Genomic DNA, 14,320 nt, shown 5'->3' with positions numbered 1-14,320 from the left:
ACCGGTCCGGCCCTGTCCGGCCCGTTCCGGTTCGGTCCGTTCCGATCCGTTTCGACTCGAAGGGCAACACCATGGCAGAGCGCCGTGTCACCGTCGGCTGGCCCGAGGGCCTTCACGCCCGCCCCGCCGCGGTCTTCGTCCGCGCCGCGACCGCCTCCGGCGTCCCCGTCACCGTGGCCAGGCCGGACGGCGAACCGGTCAACGCCGCCTCGATGCTCTCGGTGCTGGGACTGGGCGTGGAGGGCGGCCAGGAGATCGTGCTGGCCTCCGCCGCCGAGGACGCCGACGCCGCCCTGGACCGGCTGGCGAAGCTGGTCTCCGAGGGGCTGGACGAGCTGCCCGGAGCCCTCTGAGCCGCGCGGGCCGGCGAGCCGGCCGCGGTCCGGGCCCGCATACGGCACTGGACACGGGCCCGGAACGAAACGCGACGGATACCACCGACGGAAATCCACCGGCAAAGGCTGCGGGGCGAGCGACCCCGCAGCCTTTTCCCGCACCCGGAACTTTCCCGGCATGCATTCCCCGCGTATTCCCGTCCTGTGTACACAATTTCTGTTACGAATTGTCACACGGTGTGTTTACGGCGTGTTTCGCTCTCCTCACGGGGATTTCCCGGCGGCCGTCGCGCGGCCACCGGACGCTGCTCACGGCGCACCGCGACGGAGCGCTCCACGTGCTCGCCGGCCAGGACGCGCGCCCCTTCCGCGTCGCCGCGCGCGACGGCGTCCACGATGGCTCCGCGCTCGCGCCACACGGCGACCGCGCGCAGCGGCGGTTCCGCGGCGTACACCCAGGTGATCTTGCGGCGCAGCTGGGTGAGCAGCGAGGCCAGGCTGGGGCTGCCCGACGCCCGGGCCAGCGTCTCGTGGTACCAGTCCTCCAGGACGCCCAGGTCGGACAGCCGGCCGCTCTCCGCCCGCTGCAGCCCCAGTCGGACCAGCCCCCGCAGGACCCTCAGCTGCGCCTCGGTGCGGCGCCGGGCGGCCCGCGCCGTGCCCAGCGGCTCCAGCAGGGCGCGGATGTCGAGCAGGTCGGCGGCCTCCTGCTCGGTGGGCCGGGCGACGCAGGCGCCCGCGTGGCGGCGGGAGACGACGAACCCCTCCGACTCCAGGGTCCGCAGTGCCTCGCGCACCGGGACGCGCGAGACGCCGTAGCGTCTGGCGAGGAGTTCCTCGGTGAGCCGGGCTCCGGGCGGGAAAACACCACGGACGATGTCGTCACGGACCGCGCTGCACACCATGTGCGCGGAAATGCGCATGGGCCGACCTCCACCGCCGTCTCCATGTTCCCCGAAGTACCGCAGAGTGGAACTGTATTCCACTGGAACGCGTTTTCCGATGCCCGCCGGGAAACAGGCGTGAAAACATCCGCCGCGCGACCTCACGGGTCGCGCGGCGGATGCCGGTGTGTGACGGGCGCGGCTGCCCGGCGCCCTGCGGGCGGGGTCCGTCAGACGTCGACGCCCTTGCCCGCCAGGTAGGTGATCGGGTTGAAGTCCGATCCGTAGTAGGCGCCGTTGCGGGCCTCGAAGTGCAGGTGCGGGCCGGTGCTGTTGCCGGTGGAGCCGACCGCGCCGATGTGCTGGCCGCCGTCGACCTTCTGGCCCGCCGAGACCTTGGTGGCGGACAGGTGGGCGTACTGGGTGTACTTGCCGTCGTCGTGGCGGATGACGACCTGGTTGCCGTACGCGCCGCCCCAGCCGACCGTCACCACGGTGCCCGGGCCGACGGACCGCACCGGGGTGCCGGTGTTGGCGGGGAAGTCGATGCCGCTGTGCTTGCCGGAGGACCAGGAGGCGCCGGCCTGCTTGTAGGCGGTGGTGGTGTCCACGCCCGCGACCGGGTCGACGTAGCCGGTGGCCGAACGGCGCTCGGCGGAGCGGTCGGCGCGCTCGTTCGCGCGCTTGGCCTCGGCGGCCTCGCGCTTCTCGGCGGCGGCCTTCTCGGCTTCGCGCTTCTCGGCCTCGCGCTCGGCGGCGGCCTCGCGCTCGGCGGCGGCCTTCTCCGCCTCCTCGGCCTTCTCCTCGGCGGCGTCGGCGACGCGCTGCTGGGCCTGGGCCTGGGCCCTGACGTCGTCGGCGATCGTGTCACCGACGGCCATGGCCTGGACGAAGCCCAGGGCGTAGGTCCCCGAGCCCCCCTCCGGAGCGGCGATCGCGGGAGCGGCGGCGCCGACCACGCCGGTGACGGTCAGGGCGGCGGCTCCGGCCAGGCCCACGCGGGTGCGCATGGAGCGGCTGGAGAGGTGGTGCTTCTCGGTGAGGCTCTCGGTGAGCCCGGTGAGCTTTCCGGCCAGCTTCTCGGCGAGCTGCGCGGTGGCACGGGTGAACGCCATGGGTGGCGTGCTCCTTTCCTTCCTTCTCGCCTACCGGGTTAGCTGTCGGGTTCGGAGCAGGAAGGTCTCCTACGGGCGCACGGCCCGATTCACCCCAGGTGCCTCGGAAGAGGACCGCTCCCGCGTGTGAAGGACGGGAGGGTGGGTCCCCGGCTCCCCCGCTCGGGGGACTCGGCGATCACTGCCGTCGGCCGCGGTCGCGGTCACTTCTGACGGCCAGCGAGATCGACGCTAAACGGACAAATTTGAGCGAGCAAGCAAAAAGCTGCTTTTGTAGGCCATGCCACATGAGCCACCCACCGGAACGGCTCAAAACCGGACATACGTAGGGCCCTTGGTGTGGCTTCCCACCAAGGGCCCTACGCTGTGCGACCGCCACGGGACGGCCGGGGATCACTGGTCCGTGACGACCGTCACCTCTCCGATGCCCAGGTCGCGCACCGTGTCGGCGATCTGTGACGCGTCTCCCACCAGCACCGTCACCAGGCGGTCCGCGGGGAAGGCGGCCACGGCCGCCGCCGTCGCCTCCACCGTGCCGGTCTCGGCGAGGCGGGCGTACAGCTTCGCCTGGTAGTCGTCGGGGAGGTGCTGTTCCACCTGGTCGGCGAGGGTGCCGGCGACGGCCGCCGCCGTCTCGTAACGCAGCGGGGCCACCCCCACCAGGTTCTGCACGGCCGTGTCGCGCTCGGCGTCGGTGAGACCCTCCTGCGCCAGGGTGCGCAGCACGCGCCACAGGTCCTCCAGAGCGGGACCCGTCACATCGGTGGCCACCGAACCGTTGATCGCCAGCATCGAGGCGCCGGTACCCTCGGGCGAGGAGCGCAGCACCTGGGCGAAGGCCCGCACGCCGTAGGTGTAGCCCTTCTCCTCGCGCAGCACCCGGTCCAGGCGGGAGGTGAGCGTGCCGCCCAGGCAGTACGTGCCCAGCACCTGGGCGGGCCAGACCCGGTCGTGCCGGTCGGGGCCGACCCTGCCGATGAGCAGCTGGGTCTGCACCGCTCCGGGCCGGTCCACGACGATCACGCGGCCGGTGTCGTCCGCCGTGATCGGCGGGACCGGGCGGGGCCCGGCGGCCGCGCCCTTCCAGTCGCCGAGGGTCTCGGCCAGTGCCTTGTCCAGGTCCACCCCGGTGAAGTCGCCGACCACCACGGCCGTGGCCGTCGAGGGCCGCACGTGCTCCGTGTAGAAGGCGCGCACCGCCTCGGCGTCGATGTTCCTGATGGTCTCCTCGGCTCCCTGGCGGGGACGCGAGAGCCGGGAGTCGGCCGGGAACAGCTCCTTCGACAGCGCGATGGCCGCCCGGCGGGCGGGATTGGCCAGCTCGTGCGGGATCTCGTCCAGGCGGTTGCGCACCAGCCGCTCGACCTCGCCCCCGGGGAAGGCGGGGGCGCGCAGCGCGTCGGCGAGCAGGCCCAGCGCCCTGGTCAGCCGGGAGGCCGGGACCTCCAGGGAGACCCGTACACCGGGGTGGTCGGCGTGTGCGTCCAGGGTGGCGCCGCACCGCTCCAGCTCGGCGGCGAACTCCTCGGCGCTGTGCCGGTCGGTGCCCTCGCTCAGCGCCCGGGCCATGATCCCGGCCACGCCCTCCCGGTCACGGGGCTCGGCCTCCAGCGGCGCGACGAGGTTGACCTCGACGGCCACGACCTTCTGGCCGGGGCGGTGGCAGCGCAGCACGGTCAGCCCGTTGGGCAGCTCACCACGCTCGGGGGCGGGGAACGCCCACGGCCTGGGCTCGCCGCCGCGGGGCTGGGGGTGGAACTCCATCGACATTCCGTTCTGGGCCGTGGCGTCGCTCACTGAGCGGCCTCCTGGTCGTGGGTGTCGGCGGCGGTGCCGGTCTCGGAGACGGTGGCGCCCTCGGAGACGTCGGCCGCGGTGTCGGGGGCGGTCGCCTGGGTGGGCTCGTAGATCAGCACCGCGCGGTTGTCGGGGCGCAACCGGGCCGCGGCCACCTCGCGCACCTCGTCGGCGGTGACCTGGAGCACGCGCTCCACCGCGGTCAGGGCGAGCTGGGGGTCGCCGAACAGCACCGCGTAGCGGCACAGCTCGTCGGCGCGGCCGCCGACCGTGGCCAGCCGGTCCAGCCACTCGCGCTCCAGCAGCGCCTGGGCGCGCTCCATCTCCGCCGGGGTCGGCCCCTCCTGCGCGAAGCGGGCCAGCTCCTCGTCGACCGCCCGCTCGATGTCGGCGATCTCGGCGTCGCCGGACGCCTTCACGTCCAGCCACCCCATCGAGGGCGCCCCCGCCAGCCGCAGCATGCCGAAACCGGCGGTGACGGCGGTGCGGTCGCGGCGGACCAGACGGGTCTGCAGACGGGAGGACTCGCCGCCGCCGAGCACCGTCAGCGCCAGGTCGGCGGCGTCCGCCTCACGGGTGCCGTCGTGCGGCAGCCGGTAGGCGGCCATCATCGCCCGGGAGGGCACCTCCTCGTGGAGGACCTGCTTGACCTCCTCGCCGATGACATCCGGCAGGGAGCCGTCCCGCGGCGGCCGCTTGCCCTCGTGGGAGGGGATGGAGCCGAAGTACTTCTCGGCCCAGGCGAGCGTGCGCTCCGGGTCGATGTCGCCGACGACCGCCAGCACGGCGTTGTTCGGCGCGTAGTAGGTGCGGAAGAAGTCCCGCGCGTCCTCCAGGGAGGCGGCGTCCAGGTCGGCCATGGAGCCGATCGGGGTGTGGTGGTACGGGTGGCCCTCGGGGTAGACCATCGCCGTCAGCCTCTCGAACGCCGTGCCGTAGGGCACGTTGTCGTACCGCTGACGTCGTTCGTTCTTCACCACGTCGCGCTGGTTCTCCATGGACTCCTCGTCCAGGGCGGCCAGCAGCGACCCCATGCGGTCGGCCTCCAGCCACAGCGCCAGCTCCAGCTGGTGGGCGGGCATCGTCTCGAAGTAGTTGGTGCGCTCGAAGCTGGTGGTGCCGTTGAGCGAGCCGCCCGCCCCCTGCACCAGCTCGAAGTGACCGTTCCCCTTCACCTGGGCCGATCCCTGGAACATCAGGTGCTCGAAGAGGTGCGCCAGGCCCGTGCGCCCGGCGACCTCGTGGCGCGATCCGACGTCGTACCAGAGGCAGACCGCGGCGACCGGCGTCTGGTGGTCCTCGGAGAGCACCACGCGCAGGCCGTTGGCCAGCCGGTGCTCGGTCGCCGTCAGGCCGCCGGCGGTGGGCGGAGGGGAGGCCGTGTGAGCCATGGGCAGGGAGTCCCTTCGATCGCGATCGCGGACCGCGTTCTCACAACGCGTGTGTGGTCACTGTATGCAAGCGGCCGGACAAAGCGCGAAGTTCCCGTACGGTTCGGGGCGGGGACCGGAGTGTCGGTGCCGAGGTCCACAATGGTGCCCGTCCGTCCCATGCCCCGGCACGGGGACACACAGTCCGCAGTAAGCAAGAAGGAGTCGCAGCCGCGATGGCCCGCCGCAGCACGAAGACCCCGCCGCCCGGGGGAGAGTTCGAGGAGCGCGTCCTCGACATCGACGTCGTCGACGAGATGCAGGGCTCCTTCCTGGAGTACGCCTACTCGGTCATCTACTCGCGCGCCCTGCCCGACGCACGCGACGGGCTCAAGCCGGTCCACCGGCGGATCCTCTACCAGATGCACGAGATGGGGCTGCGGCCGGAGCGCGGCTACGTCAAGTGCGCCCGCGTCGTCGGCGAGGTGATGGGCAAGCTCCACCCGCACGGCGACAGCGCCATCTACGACGCGCTGGTGCGCCTGGCCCAGCCCTTCTCGATGCGGCTGCCGCTGGTGGACGGGCACGGCAACTTCGGCTCGCTGGGCAACGACGACCCGCCCGCCGCCATGCGGTACACCGAGTGCCGCTCCGCCCCGGCGGCCGGGCTGATGGTCGAGTCGATCGACGAGGACACCGTCGACTTCGCGCCCAACTACGACGGCAGCGAGTCCGAGCCGTCCGTGCTGCCCTCGGCCTACCCCAACCTGCTGGTCAACGGCGCCTCGGGCATCGCGGTCGGCATGGCCACCAACATGCCCCCGCACAACCTGGGCGAGGTGATCGCCGCCGCCCGGCACCTGATCAAGCACCCCGGCGCGGACCTGGAGACGCTGATGCGTTTCGTGCCGGGCCCGGACCTGCCCACCGGCGGCCGGATCGTCGGGCTGGAGGGCATCAAGGACGCCTACGCCAAGGGGCGCGGCACCTTCAAGATCCGCGCCACGGTCTCGGTGGAGAACGTCACCGCGCGCCGCAAGGGCCTGGTCGTCACCGAGCTGCCCTTCAACGTCGGCCCCGAGAAGGTCATCTCCAAGATCAAGGACCTGGTCAACGGCAAGAAGATCCAGGGCATCGCCGACGTCAAGGACCTCACCGACCGCGAGCACGGGCTGCGTCTGGTCATCGAGATCAAGAACGGCTTCAACCCCGAGGCCGTGCTGGAGCAGCTCTACAAGCTGACGCCGATGGAGGAGTCCTTCGGCATCAACAACGTGGCCCTGGTCGACGGCCAGCCGCTGACACTGGGCCTGAAGGAGCTGCTGGAGGTCTACGTCGACCACCGCTTCACCGTGGTGCGGCGGCGCAGCGAGTTCCGGCGCGGCAAGCGGCGCGACCGGCTGCACCTGGTCGAGGGCCTGCTGGTGGCGCTGGTCGACATCGACGAGGTCATCCGGATCATCCGCTCCAGCGAGAACGCCGCACAGGCCAAGGAGTCGCTGATCGAGCGGTTCGGCCTGTCCGAGGTGCAGACGCAGTACATCCTGGACACCCCGCTGCGCAGGCTGACGAAGTTCGACCGCATCGAGCTGGAGTCCGAGCGCGACCGGCTGAACGCCGAGATCGGGGAGCTGACCCGCATCCTGGAGTCCGACGCGGAGCTGCGCAAGCTGGTCTCCTCGGAGCTGTCCGCGGTCGCCAGGAAGTACGGCACCCCGCGCCGCACCGAGCTGCTGTCCTCGGCGGACGTTCCGGTGGCGGCCGTTCCGCTCCAGGTGGCGGACGACCCGTGCCGGGTGCTGCTGTCCTCCACCGGGCTGCTGGCCCGCACCGCGGGCGGCGAGCCGGCCTTCGACGCCTCCGCCAAGCGGCGCAAGCACGACGTGGTCGTCTCGGCCGTCCCCGCGACGGCCCGGGGCGAGGTGGGGGCGGTGACCTCGGCCGGGCGCCTGCTGCGGATCTCGGTCATCGACCTGCCGCAGCTTCCGGAGAACTCCGCGCCGAACCTGGCGGGCGGCGCCCGGTTCACGGAGTTTCTGTCCCTGAAGGACGGCGAGGAGCTGGTGTGCCTCACCACCCTGGACGAGTCCTCGCCGGGGCTGGCGCTGGGCACGGAGCAGGGCGTGGTCAAACGGGTGGTGCCCGACTATCCCTCCAACAAGGGCGAGTTGGAGGTCATCTCCCTCAAGGAGGGCGACCGGATCGTCGGCGCGGTGGAGTTGCGCACCGGTGAGGAGGACCTGGTCTTCGTCACCGACGAGGCGCAGTTGCTGCGCTTCCCCGCCGGGCAGGTCAGGCCGCAGGGGCGCCCGGCCGGCGGCGTGGCGGGCGTCAAGCTGGGCCAGGGAGCGAAGGTGATCTCCTTCACCGCCGTCGACCCGGCCGCCGACGCGGTGGTCTTCACGGTCGCGGGGTCGAGCGGCACGCTGGCCGACGAGTTCGGGACGGCCAAGCTGACACCGTTCGACCAGTACCCCCGCAAGGGCCGGGCCACGGGCGGGGTGCGCTGCCAGCGCTTCCTCAAGGGCGAGGAGCGTCTGGCCTTCGCCTGGGCCGGCGCCGCTCCCGCCCGCGCGGCGGACGCCAAGGGATCGCCGGTGGAACTGCCGGAGCCGGACCCGCGCCGCGACGGCTCGGGCACTCCGCTGGCCAAGCCGGTCTCGGTGGTCGCCGGACCGGTGTGACGCCCCGGTGCGGCGGTCCGGTCCGGTGGTGCGGGCCGGCCGCCGCGCCACCGGGTCGTTCCGTGAAACGGTGCGCTCAGGGCCGTACGTAGCGCAGGACGCCCCACATGCTGTCGGGGCCCGTCTCCCGCGGTGAGCCGGTGGCCGTGCAGGAGGCCAGTTCCTCGCGCACCGCGTCGGCGTCGATGCCGGAGCCGATCAGCACGAGCTGTGTCAGGCGCGGCTCGCCGTTCTCCCACGGGCCGGGGTTGAAGCGCAGAAAGCGGCCGACCGCGTGCAGCCCGTACTTCTCCTGGTGGCCGGGCACAGCGAAGTTGACGAAGCCCTTGATCCGGTACAGGCCGTCGGGCCTGCCGTCCAGGAACTCCATCAGCCGGCGCGGGTCCAGCGGCTCGCCGGTGGTGAACTCCACGCTCTGGTAGGCGGCGTGAAGGTGCCCGGCGTGTCCGTCGTGTCCGTCGCCGCATCCGTGCCCGCCCTCACGGATCTCGGCCCACACGTCCTCGAAGGAGAGCTGCCGCACGCCCTGTGCGCCGTCGTCGCGGGGGCGCGGGTCGAAGAGCAGCTCCGGGTCGATACGCCCGTGGGAGGCGGGGACGACGGGCACGCCCCGGCCGATCCCGCGCAGCCGGCCGGCCAGGGCGGACAGCTCCTCCTCTCCGGCCCGGTCCGCCTTGTTGAGCACCACCAGATCGGCCATCGCCACATGCCGTTCGAGCTCCGGGTGCCTGGCCCGGGTGGCCTCGAACTCCGCGGCGTCGACGACCTCCACCAGCCCGCCGTAGACGATGTTCTCCTCGTCGCTGGAGAGGATCATGCGGATCAGGGTCTCCGGCTCCGCCAGCCCGCTGGCCTCCACCACGATGACGTCGATGCGGGCCGAGGGGCGCGCCAGGCGCTCCAGCATGGTGTCCAGGTCGCTGGTGTCGACCGCGCAGCACAGACAGCCGTTGCCCAGGGAGATCATCGAGTCGACCTGTCCAGCCACCGACATGGCGTCGATCTCGATGCTGCCGAAGTCGTTGACGACCACGCCGATGCGGGTACCGCCGCTGTGGGCGAGGAGGTGGTTGAGGACGGTGGTCTTCCCCGAACCGAGGAAGCCGGCGAGCACGACGACCGGGATCCGCTTCCTGACCAAGCTCGCGCCTCCATCCTGCGGGTGGCAGCCGTACCGGGACGGCTGCCGATGGTAGCCGACGGCCTCCCTCCTCCCCGCTGCCGCCCGCGCGCCCGAGAGCCTGCCCAGGGCCTGCGAAGACCTGCCGGGATCCGCCCGGGCCCGCCGGTTCCGCCGGCGGGAATCCCCGGGCGGGAGCGGTTAGGCTCCCCTGTGTGAGTACCTGTTCGACCGCCTCCCGGGCGCTGGCCGAACCGCCGGCCGCCACCGCCGCGACCGCCCGGACATGGCTGCTGGTCGAGCAGCCCGGCCCGTGGGGGGCGAAGGCCCTCACCGACAGCCGTCTCGACCCGGCGCTCGGCCGTGCGCTGGAGCGTGCCGCCGCCGACACCGGTGTACGGGTCGCGCTGATCCGCCGCCCAGGCCGCCACGGGCCCGCCCTGCGCCGCGTCTACCTCGCCCACACCGTCCCCGGCCGGTCCTGGGTGCGTACCGCCCGGCTCACCGGCACGGACGAGCTGTACGGCCTCGACGCGGCCGCCATGGCCTCGCTCGGCGCGGGCGACCACGGCGGGCTGTGGGAGCCGTACGGCGGCGATCCCCTGGCCCTGGTGTGCACCAACGGCAGGCGCGACCGCTGCTGTGCCGTCCTGGGCCGCCCGCTGGCCGCGGAGCTGGCGGCCTCCGACACCTGCGAGGTGTGGGAGACCACCCACATCGGCGGTCACCGCTTCGCCCCCACCCTGCTGGTCCTGCCCCACGGCTACGCGTACGCCAGGCTGGGGGGCCACGCCGTCAAGGGCGTGCTGGACGAGCTGCGGCACGGCCGGATCGTCACCGAAGGGTGCCGTGGCCGGTCCGCCTGGGAGCGGCCCGGCCAGGCCGCCGATCTGGCGGTGCGCGGGCTGACGGGCGAGGCGGGCGCCGACGCCCTGACGGTCACCTCCACAACGGGCGGCGCTCCGCGGTGGAGCGTCACGGTGGTCCACGCCGACGGCCGCTCCTGGAGCGTCACGGTCACCGAGGACACCGACGTCCCGCCCGTGGCCGCGAGCTGCGGTGCCGCTCCCTCCGTACAGCCCCGCGTGACGGCCGTGGACGTGACCCCGCTCTGACCTCCGCGCGCCGGGGCCATGGGCGGGCCGGGACGGGGCGCGACCCGGCGGTGCGCCGGTCGGCGGGCCCGGCGGCGCCTGCCCGACGGCCCCGTGCAGGCGCCGCCGGGCCCGCCGCTCAGACCGCTCCACAGGAGCACCGGCATTCCCCTGCGGTCTCCCCGCCCCCGCCGCGGTGCGGTCGCGTGTGCCGGGCGTACGCACAGGCCAGCAGGCAGACGGCGGCGAGCTGCGCGAACCCGGCGGCCGTACCCACCGTGACGGATGTGCCGTCCGGTGTCCGGTCCGTCACGGTGGGCGAGGCGGTGGCGGCGATCAGATATGCCAGCTGGCAGACGAGGAGGACGGCACTCGCGGACAGCACGAGGCGGCGCCGGCGGCGCGTTGCGCGGAGGACCGCCGCACCGGAGCGGGCGGCGGGTGCGGCCGCCGTACCGGGGGCGGACCACCGGGGAAAGGGCGCCGCGGTGGCGCCGCGCTCCTCGCCCCAGCCGGAGGCGAGGGTGTCGTGCCAGGGGTCGTCGATCCGCATGTCCCAGGATGGGCAGGGCTCCGGGCCCACCTGAGGAGGAACCCGGACTCTTCACCCTTTCAGGGGAGGATTCACCGGACCGGTTCCCGGCGGACCGGCCCGCCGGAGCCACCGGCCGCCGGGAACCGGACCCGGTCCCGGAAGGACCCCGCCCCCGCCTCCGGATGGGCCGGAGGCGGGGGCGGGGTGAGGGCGGCCGGGGCCCCGAAGCGGCGTGGGTCAGACGTCGATCCGGGAGCGGTCCAGCGTGGCCGCGGAGGTGGTGATGAACTCCTTGCGCGGCGCGACCTCGTTGCCCATCAGCAGGTCGAAGGTCTTCTCGGCGGCCTCCAGGTCGCTGATGTTGATGCGCCGCAGGGTGCGGTGGCGCGGGTCCATCGTCGTCTCCGCGAGCTGGTCCGCGTCCATCTCGCCCAGGCCCTTGTAACGCTGGATGGAGTCCTTGAAGCGGACCCCCTTGCCCTGCAGCTCCAGGAGGGTCTGGCGCAGCTCGCTGTCGGAGTAGGTGTAGATGTACTTCGCCTGGCCCCGCCGGGGGTTGATCAGCTCGATCCGGTGCAGCGGCGGCACCGCCGAGAAGACCCGGCCCTGCTCGACCATCGGCCTCATGTAGCGCTGGAAGAGGGTCAGCAGCAGGCAGCGGATGTGCGCGCCGTCGACATCGGCGTCGGCCAGGAAGATGACCTTGCCGTAGCGGGCCTGGTCGATGTCGAACGTCCGGCCGGAGCCCGCCCCTATGACCTGGATGATCGCGCCGCACTCGGCGTTCTTCAGCATGTCGGAGACGGACGACTTCTGGACGTTGAGGATCTTGCCGCGGATCGGCAGCAGCGCCTGGAACTCGGAGTTACGGGCGAGCTTGGCGGTGCCGAGCGCCGAGTCGCCCTCGACGATGAACAGCTCGCTGCGCTCGACGTCGTCGCTGCGGCAGTCGGCGAGCTTGGCCGGCAGGGCGGAGGACTCGAGCGCCGTCTTGCGGCGCTGGGCCTCCTTGTGCTGGCGGGCGGCGATGCGGGTGCGGGCCGCGGCCACGGCCTTCTCCAGCACCGAGCGGGCCTGCTGCCTGGCGTCGCGCTTGGTGGAGGTCAGAAACGCCTTGAGTTCCCTGGAGACCACCTGGGCGACGATCCGGGAGGCGGCCGAGGTGCCCAGCACCTCCTTGGTCTGCCCCTCGAACTGCGGCTCGGCCAGCCGCACGGTGACGACCGCCGTCATGCCCTCCAGTGCGTCGTCCTTGACGATGTCGTCCTCGGCGACGCGCAGCAGCTTGGCGGAGCGCAGCACCTCGTTCACCGTGCGGGTGACGGCGCGCTCGAAACCGGCGACGTGGGTGCCGCCCTTGGGGGTGGCGATGATGTTGACGAACGACCTGACGGTGGTGTCGTACCCCGTCCCCCAGCGCAGCGCGACGTCCACACCCAGCTCACGGGTGACCTCGGTGGGGATCATGTGGCCGCGCTCGTCCAGGACGGGGACGGTCTCCTTGAAGGTGCCCTGGCCCGTCAGCCGCAGCACGTCGCACAGCGGCCGGTCCGGGGCGAGGTACTCGCAGAACTCGCTGATGCCGCCGTCGTAGCGGAAGACCTCCCGCGCGGGCGGCGCCCCGTCGATCCCGCGCTCGTCGCGGACGACGATCGTCAGGCCGGGCACCAGGAAGGCGGTCTGGCGGGCGCGCGCGTGCAGGTTCTCCAGGGAGAGCCGGGCGTCCCTGAGGAAGATCTGCCGGTCGGCCCAGTACCGCACCCGGGTGCCGGTGCGGGTCTTGGGGATCTTCCTGCCCTTGCGCAGTCCGCTCGCCGGGTCGAAGGGGGCGTCCGGGCCGGACTCGGTGAAGATGCCCGGGACACCGCGCCGGAAGCTGACGGAGTGCGTGCGGCCGTCGCGGTCGACCTCGACGTCGAGGCGGGCGGACAGGGCGTTGACGACGGACGCGCCGACACCGTGCAGGCCGCCGGAGGCCGCGTAGGAGCCGCCTCCGAACTTTCCGCCGGCGTGCAGCTTGGTCATCACGACCTCGACACCCGACAGTCCCGTCTTGGGCTCGACGTCGACGGGGATGCCGCGGCCGTTGTCCTGCACCTCGACGGAGCCGTCCTCGCCGAGGATCACCTCGATGTGGTCGCAGTGCCCTCCGAGGGCCTCGTCGACCGAGTTGTCGATGATCTCCCAGAGGCAGTGCATCAGACCGCGGCTGTCGGTGGAGCCGATGTACATGCCGGGCCGCTTGCGCACCGCCTCCAGTCCCTCGAGGACGAGCAGGTGCCGCGCGGTGTAGTTGGAACCGTCACGGTCCGCGCCCGTGAGCAGGGCGGTGGACGGCATGGGGTTTCCCCTGCCGGAGGCCAGGGGAGTCTCGGCGGTCACGCGGTTCGCTCCTCGCTGAATTTCGCTGGGGATGGCTGTCTTGCGGGTCAGAGGGTACCGAGGCCTTGGAGAGCCAAGGTGAAGCCACCCAGGAGAAGGCCCATGCTAGACCAGCGTCGACCAAGCGTTCGATAACTCGCCCGGGTGACGTGTACATCACGTTCCCTTCCGGGCATGAACCATCTAGGCTCCGGGCACGTCCTCTGGAACGACACCGGCGAGACCGGCGCCGGAGGAGACAACCGAACACACAACACGAAGACGGCAAAGATCAACACATCTCTGTAATCGGCTCATTCGCCGCCAACCGGCAACATGTCAGCCACCTCACACAGAGATTTTCGAGGAAAAGCCACGAGCGGGAACGTTTTCGGCCTGGTTGGATGTTGACCCTGGTACGACAGCTCGTCGAGCTAGAGAAGAGGCGACGTGACTACTGTTCTGACCCCCGCGAGCCCGCTGACGGCCGCTGACCGCTGCGACCGCTGCGGCGCCCAGGCATACCTGCGTGTTGTGCTCGTCAGCGGTGGAGAGCTGCTGTTCTGCGCCCACCACGGCCGCAAGTTCGAGCCGGAACTCAAGAAGATCGCTGCGGAGATACAGGACGAGACCGAGCGGCTCAACGCCACCCCCGCGACGGCGGGTGACGGCGAGCACTGATCTGCCGACCGGCGGCAAACGCGTCCCCATCCGACGAGCTCGGACCGGCCCAGGGCCGGACGTACGGGCGGTCCCCCTCACGGGGTGGCCGCCCGTTTGCCGTATCCGGGCACGAGTGGGCACGGCGAACGGCGGCGGGCCCGGAGGGATCCCGGAGTCTCCCGCACGCCCGGAAACGGGCGCACGGGGCCTCCTCGGACGTACGATCGCCCCACCTCACCCCAGGGTGAGCCATGCGGGCGACTTCCGCATCCGGAGAACCGCCCGCACCCGCGAGCAGCGCATGCCGGAGGGCCGGAACCCCCCCGGGGGGGGGGGGGGGCCCCCCCGGGGGGGGGCCCCCC

General features: G+C 72.3%; 11 protein-coding genes and 1 riboswitch. Of the genes, 4 read left to right on the top strand and 7 right to left on the bottom strand.

Translation table 11 applies throughout. The annotated features are described in order from the left end of the window. Positions 1-71: 71 nt before the first annotated feature. Positions 72-353: an HPr family phosphocarrier protein gene (locus ACW69E_RS21960; protein WP_457499996.1), complete on the top strand. Its 282-nt coding sequence runs from the start codon at positions 72-74 to the stop codon at positions 351-353. A gap of 212 nt (positions 354-565) precedes the next feature. On the opposite strand, the gene ACW69E_RS21955 is transcribed toward ACW69E_RS21960, so the two are convergent. The 4 genes from ACW69E_RS21955 to ACW69E_RS21940 form a co-directional block, all read right to left on the bottom strand. Beyond that, entirely contained in the window at positions 566-1,258 is a 693-nt protein-coding gene (locus ACW69E_RS21955; protein ID WP_457499995.1) for a GntR family transcriptional regulator, read from the bottom strand. Positions 1,259-1,449: 191 nt separating this feature from the next. Beyond that, positions 1,450-2,334 carry a M23 family metallopeptidase gene (locus ACW69E_RS21950; protein ID WP_457499994.1) on the bottom strand — a complete coding sequence of 295 codons (885 nt, stop codon included), beginning with the start codon at positions 2,332-2,334 and terminating at the stop codon, positions 1,450-1,452. Positions 2,335-2,347: 13 nt separating this feature from the next. Further along, positions 2,348-2,521, bottom strand: a riboswitch (cyclic di-AMP (ydaO/yuaA leader). 206 nt (positions 2,522-2,727) lie between these two features. Next, the gene (locus tag ACW69E_RS21945; RefSeq protein ID WP_457500063.1) at positions 2,728-4,104 is read right to left on the bottom strand and encodes a M16 family metallopeptidase; all 1,377 of its coding nucleotides are present in this window, start codon (positions 4,102-4,104) and stop codon (positions 2,728-2,730) included. Between the two features lie 23 nt (positions 4,105-4,127). After that, positions 4,128-5,522, bottom strand: coding sequence for a M16 family metallopeptidase (locus tag ACW69E_RS21940; RefSeq protein ID WP_457499993.1), 1,395 nt, complete (start codon positions 5,520-5,522; stop codon positions 4,128-4,130). Positions 5,523-5,737: 215 nt separating this feature from the next. Between ACW69E_RS21940 and ACW69E_RS21935 the strand changes: the two genes are divergently transcribed. Further along, entirely contained in the window at positions 5,738-8,185 is a 2,448-nt protein-coding gene (locus ACW69E_RS21935; RefSeq protein ID WP_457499992.1) for a DNA gyrase/topoisomerase IV subunit A, read from the top strand. A gap of 76 nt (positions 8,186-8,261) precedes the next feature. Here ACW69E_RS21935 and ACW69E_RS21930 read toward each other — a convergent pair whose 3' ends face one another. Next, positions 8,262-9,326: a CobW family GTP-binding protein gene (locus tag ACW69E_RS21930; protein WP_457499991.1), complete on the bottom strand. Its 1,065-nt coding sequence runs from the start codon at positions 9,324-9,326 to the stop codon at positions 8,262-8,264. Between the two features lie 194 nt (positions 9,327-9,520). On the opposite strand from ACW69E_RS21930, the gene ACW69E_RS21925 reads away from it, so the two are divergent. Then, the gene (locus ACW69E_RS21925) at positions 9,521-10,420 is read left to right on the top strand and encodes a sucrase ferredoxin (protein WP_457499990.1); all 900 of its coding nucleotides are present in this window, start codon (positions 9,521-9,523) and stop codon (positions 10,418-10,420) included. A 118-nt stretch (positions 10,421-10,538) separates the two neighbouring features. Here ACW69E_RS21925 and ACW69E_RS21920 read toward each other — a convergent pair whose 3' ends face one another. Together ACW69E_RS21920 and ACW69E_RS21915 are read right to left on the bottom strand one after the other, a co-directional pair. After that, on the bottom strand, positions 10,539-10,952 hold the full coding sequence (locus tag ACW69E_RS21920) for a DUF485 domain-containing protein (protein ID WP_457499989.1): 414 nt from the start codon (positions 10,950-10,952) through the stop codon (positions 10,539-10,541). A 219-nt stretch (positions 10,953-11,171) separates the two neighbouring features. Then, positions 11,172-13,274 carry a DNA gyrase/topoisomerase IV subunit B gene (locus ACW69E_RS21915; protein ID WP_457500062.1) on the bottom strand — a complete coding sequence of 701 codons (2,103 nt, stop codon included), beginning with the start codon at positions 13,272-13,274 and terminating at the stop codon, positions 11,172-11,174. A gap of 471 nt (positions 13,275-13,745) precedes the next feature. On the opposite strand from ACW69E_RS21915, the gene ACW69E_RS21910 reads away from it, so the two are divergent. After that, positions 13,746-13,976 (top strand): DUF7455 domain-containing protein, encoded by a 231-nt coding sequence (locus ACW69E_RS21910; protein WP_093662696.1) that lies wholly within the window; start codon positions 13,746-13,748, stop codon positions 13,974-13,976. The last annotated feature ends 344 nt before the right edge of the window (positions 13,977-14,320 follow it).

The sequence above is a fragment of the Streptomyces sp. SS8 genome (genome assembly GCF_054072955.1).
This window is presented reverse-complemented; position numbering and strand designations above follow the sequence as displayed.

What these genes read in the sequence shown, in the direction of transcription:
- ACW69E_RS21935 (WP_457499992.1), top strand. Translation starts at nt 5,738, where the DNA reads ATGGCCCGCCGCAGCACGAAGACCCCGCCGCCCGGGGGAGAGTTCGAG.
- ACW69E_RS21945 (WP_457500063.1), bottom strand. Translation starts at nt 4,104, where the DNA reads ATGTCGATGGAGTTCCACCCCCAGCCCCGCGGCGGCGAGCCCAGGCCG.
- ACW69E_RS21915 (WP_457500062.1), bottom strand. Translation starts at nt 13,274, where the DNA reads ATGCCGTCCACCGCCCTGCTCACGGGCGCGGACCGTGACGGTTCCAAC.
- ACW69E_RS21955 (WP_457499995.1), bottom strand. Translation starts at nt 1,258, where the DNA reads ATGCGCATTTCCGCGCACATGGTGTGCAGCGCGGTCCGTGACGACATC.
- ACW69E_RS21920 (WP_457499989.1), bottom strand. Translation starts at nt 10,952, where the DNA reads ATGCGGATCGACGACCCCTGGCACGACACCCTCGCCTCCGGCTGGGGC.
- ACW69E_RS21940 (WP_457499993.1), bottom strand. Translation starts at nt 5,522, where the DNA reads ATGGCTCACACGGCCTCCCCTCCGCCCACCGCCGGCGGCCTGACGGCG.
- ACW69E_RS21950 (WP_457499994.1), bottom strand. Translation starts at nt 2,334, where the DNA reads ATGGCGTTCACCCGTGCCACCGCGCAGCTCGCCGAGAAGCTGGCCGGA.
- ACW69E_RS21960 (WP_457499996.1), top strand. Translation starts at nt 72, where the DNA reads ATGGCAGAGCGCCGTGTCACCGTCGGCTGGCCCGAGGGCCTTCACGCC.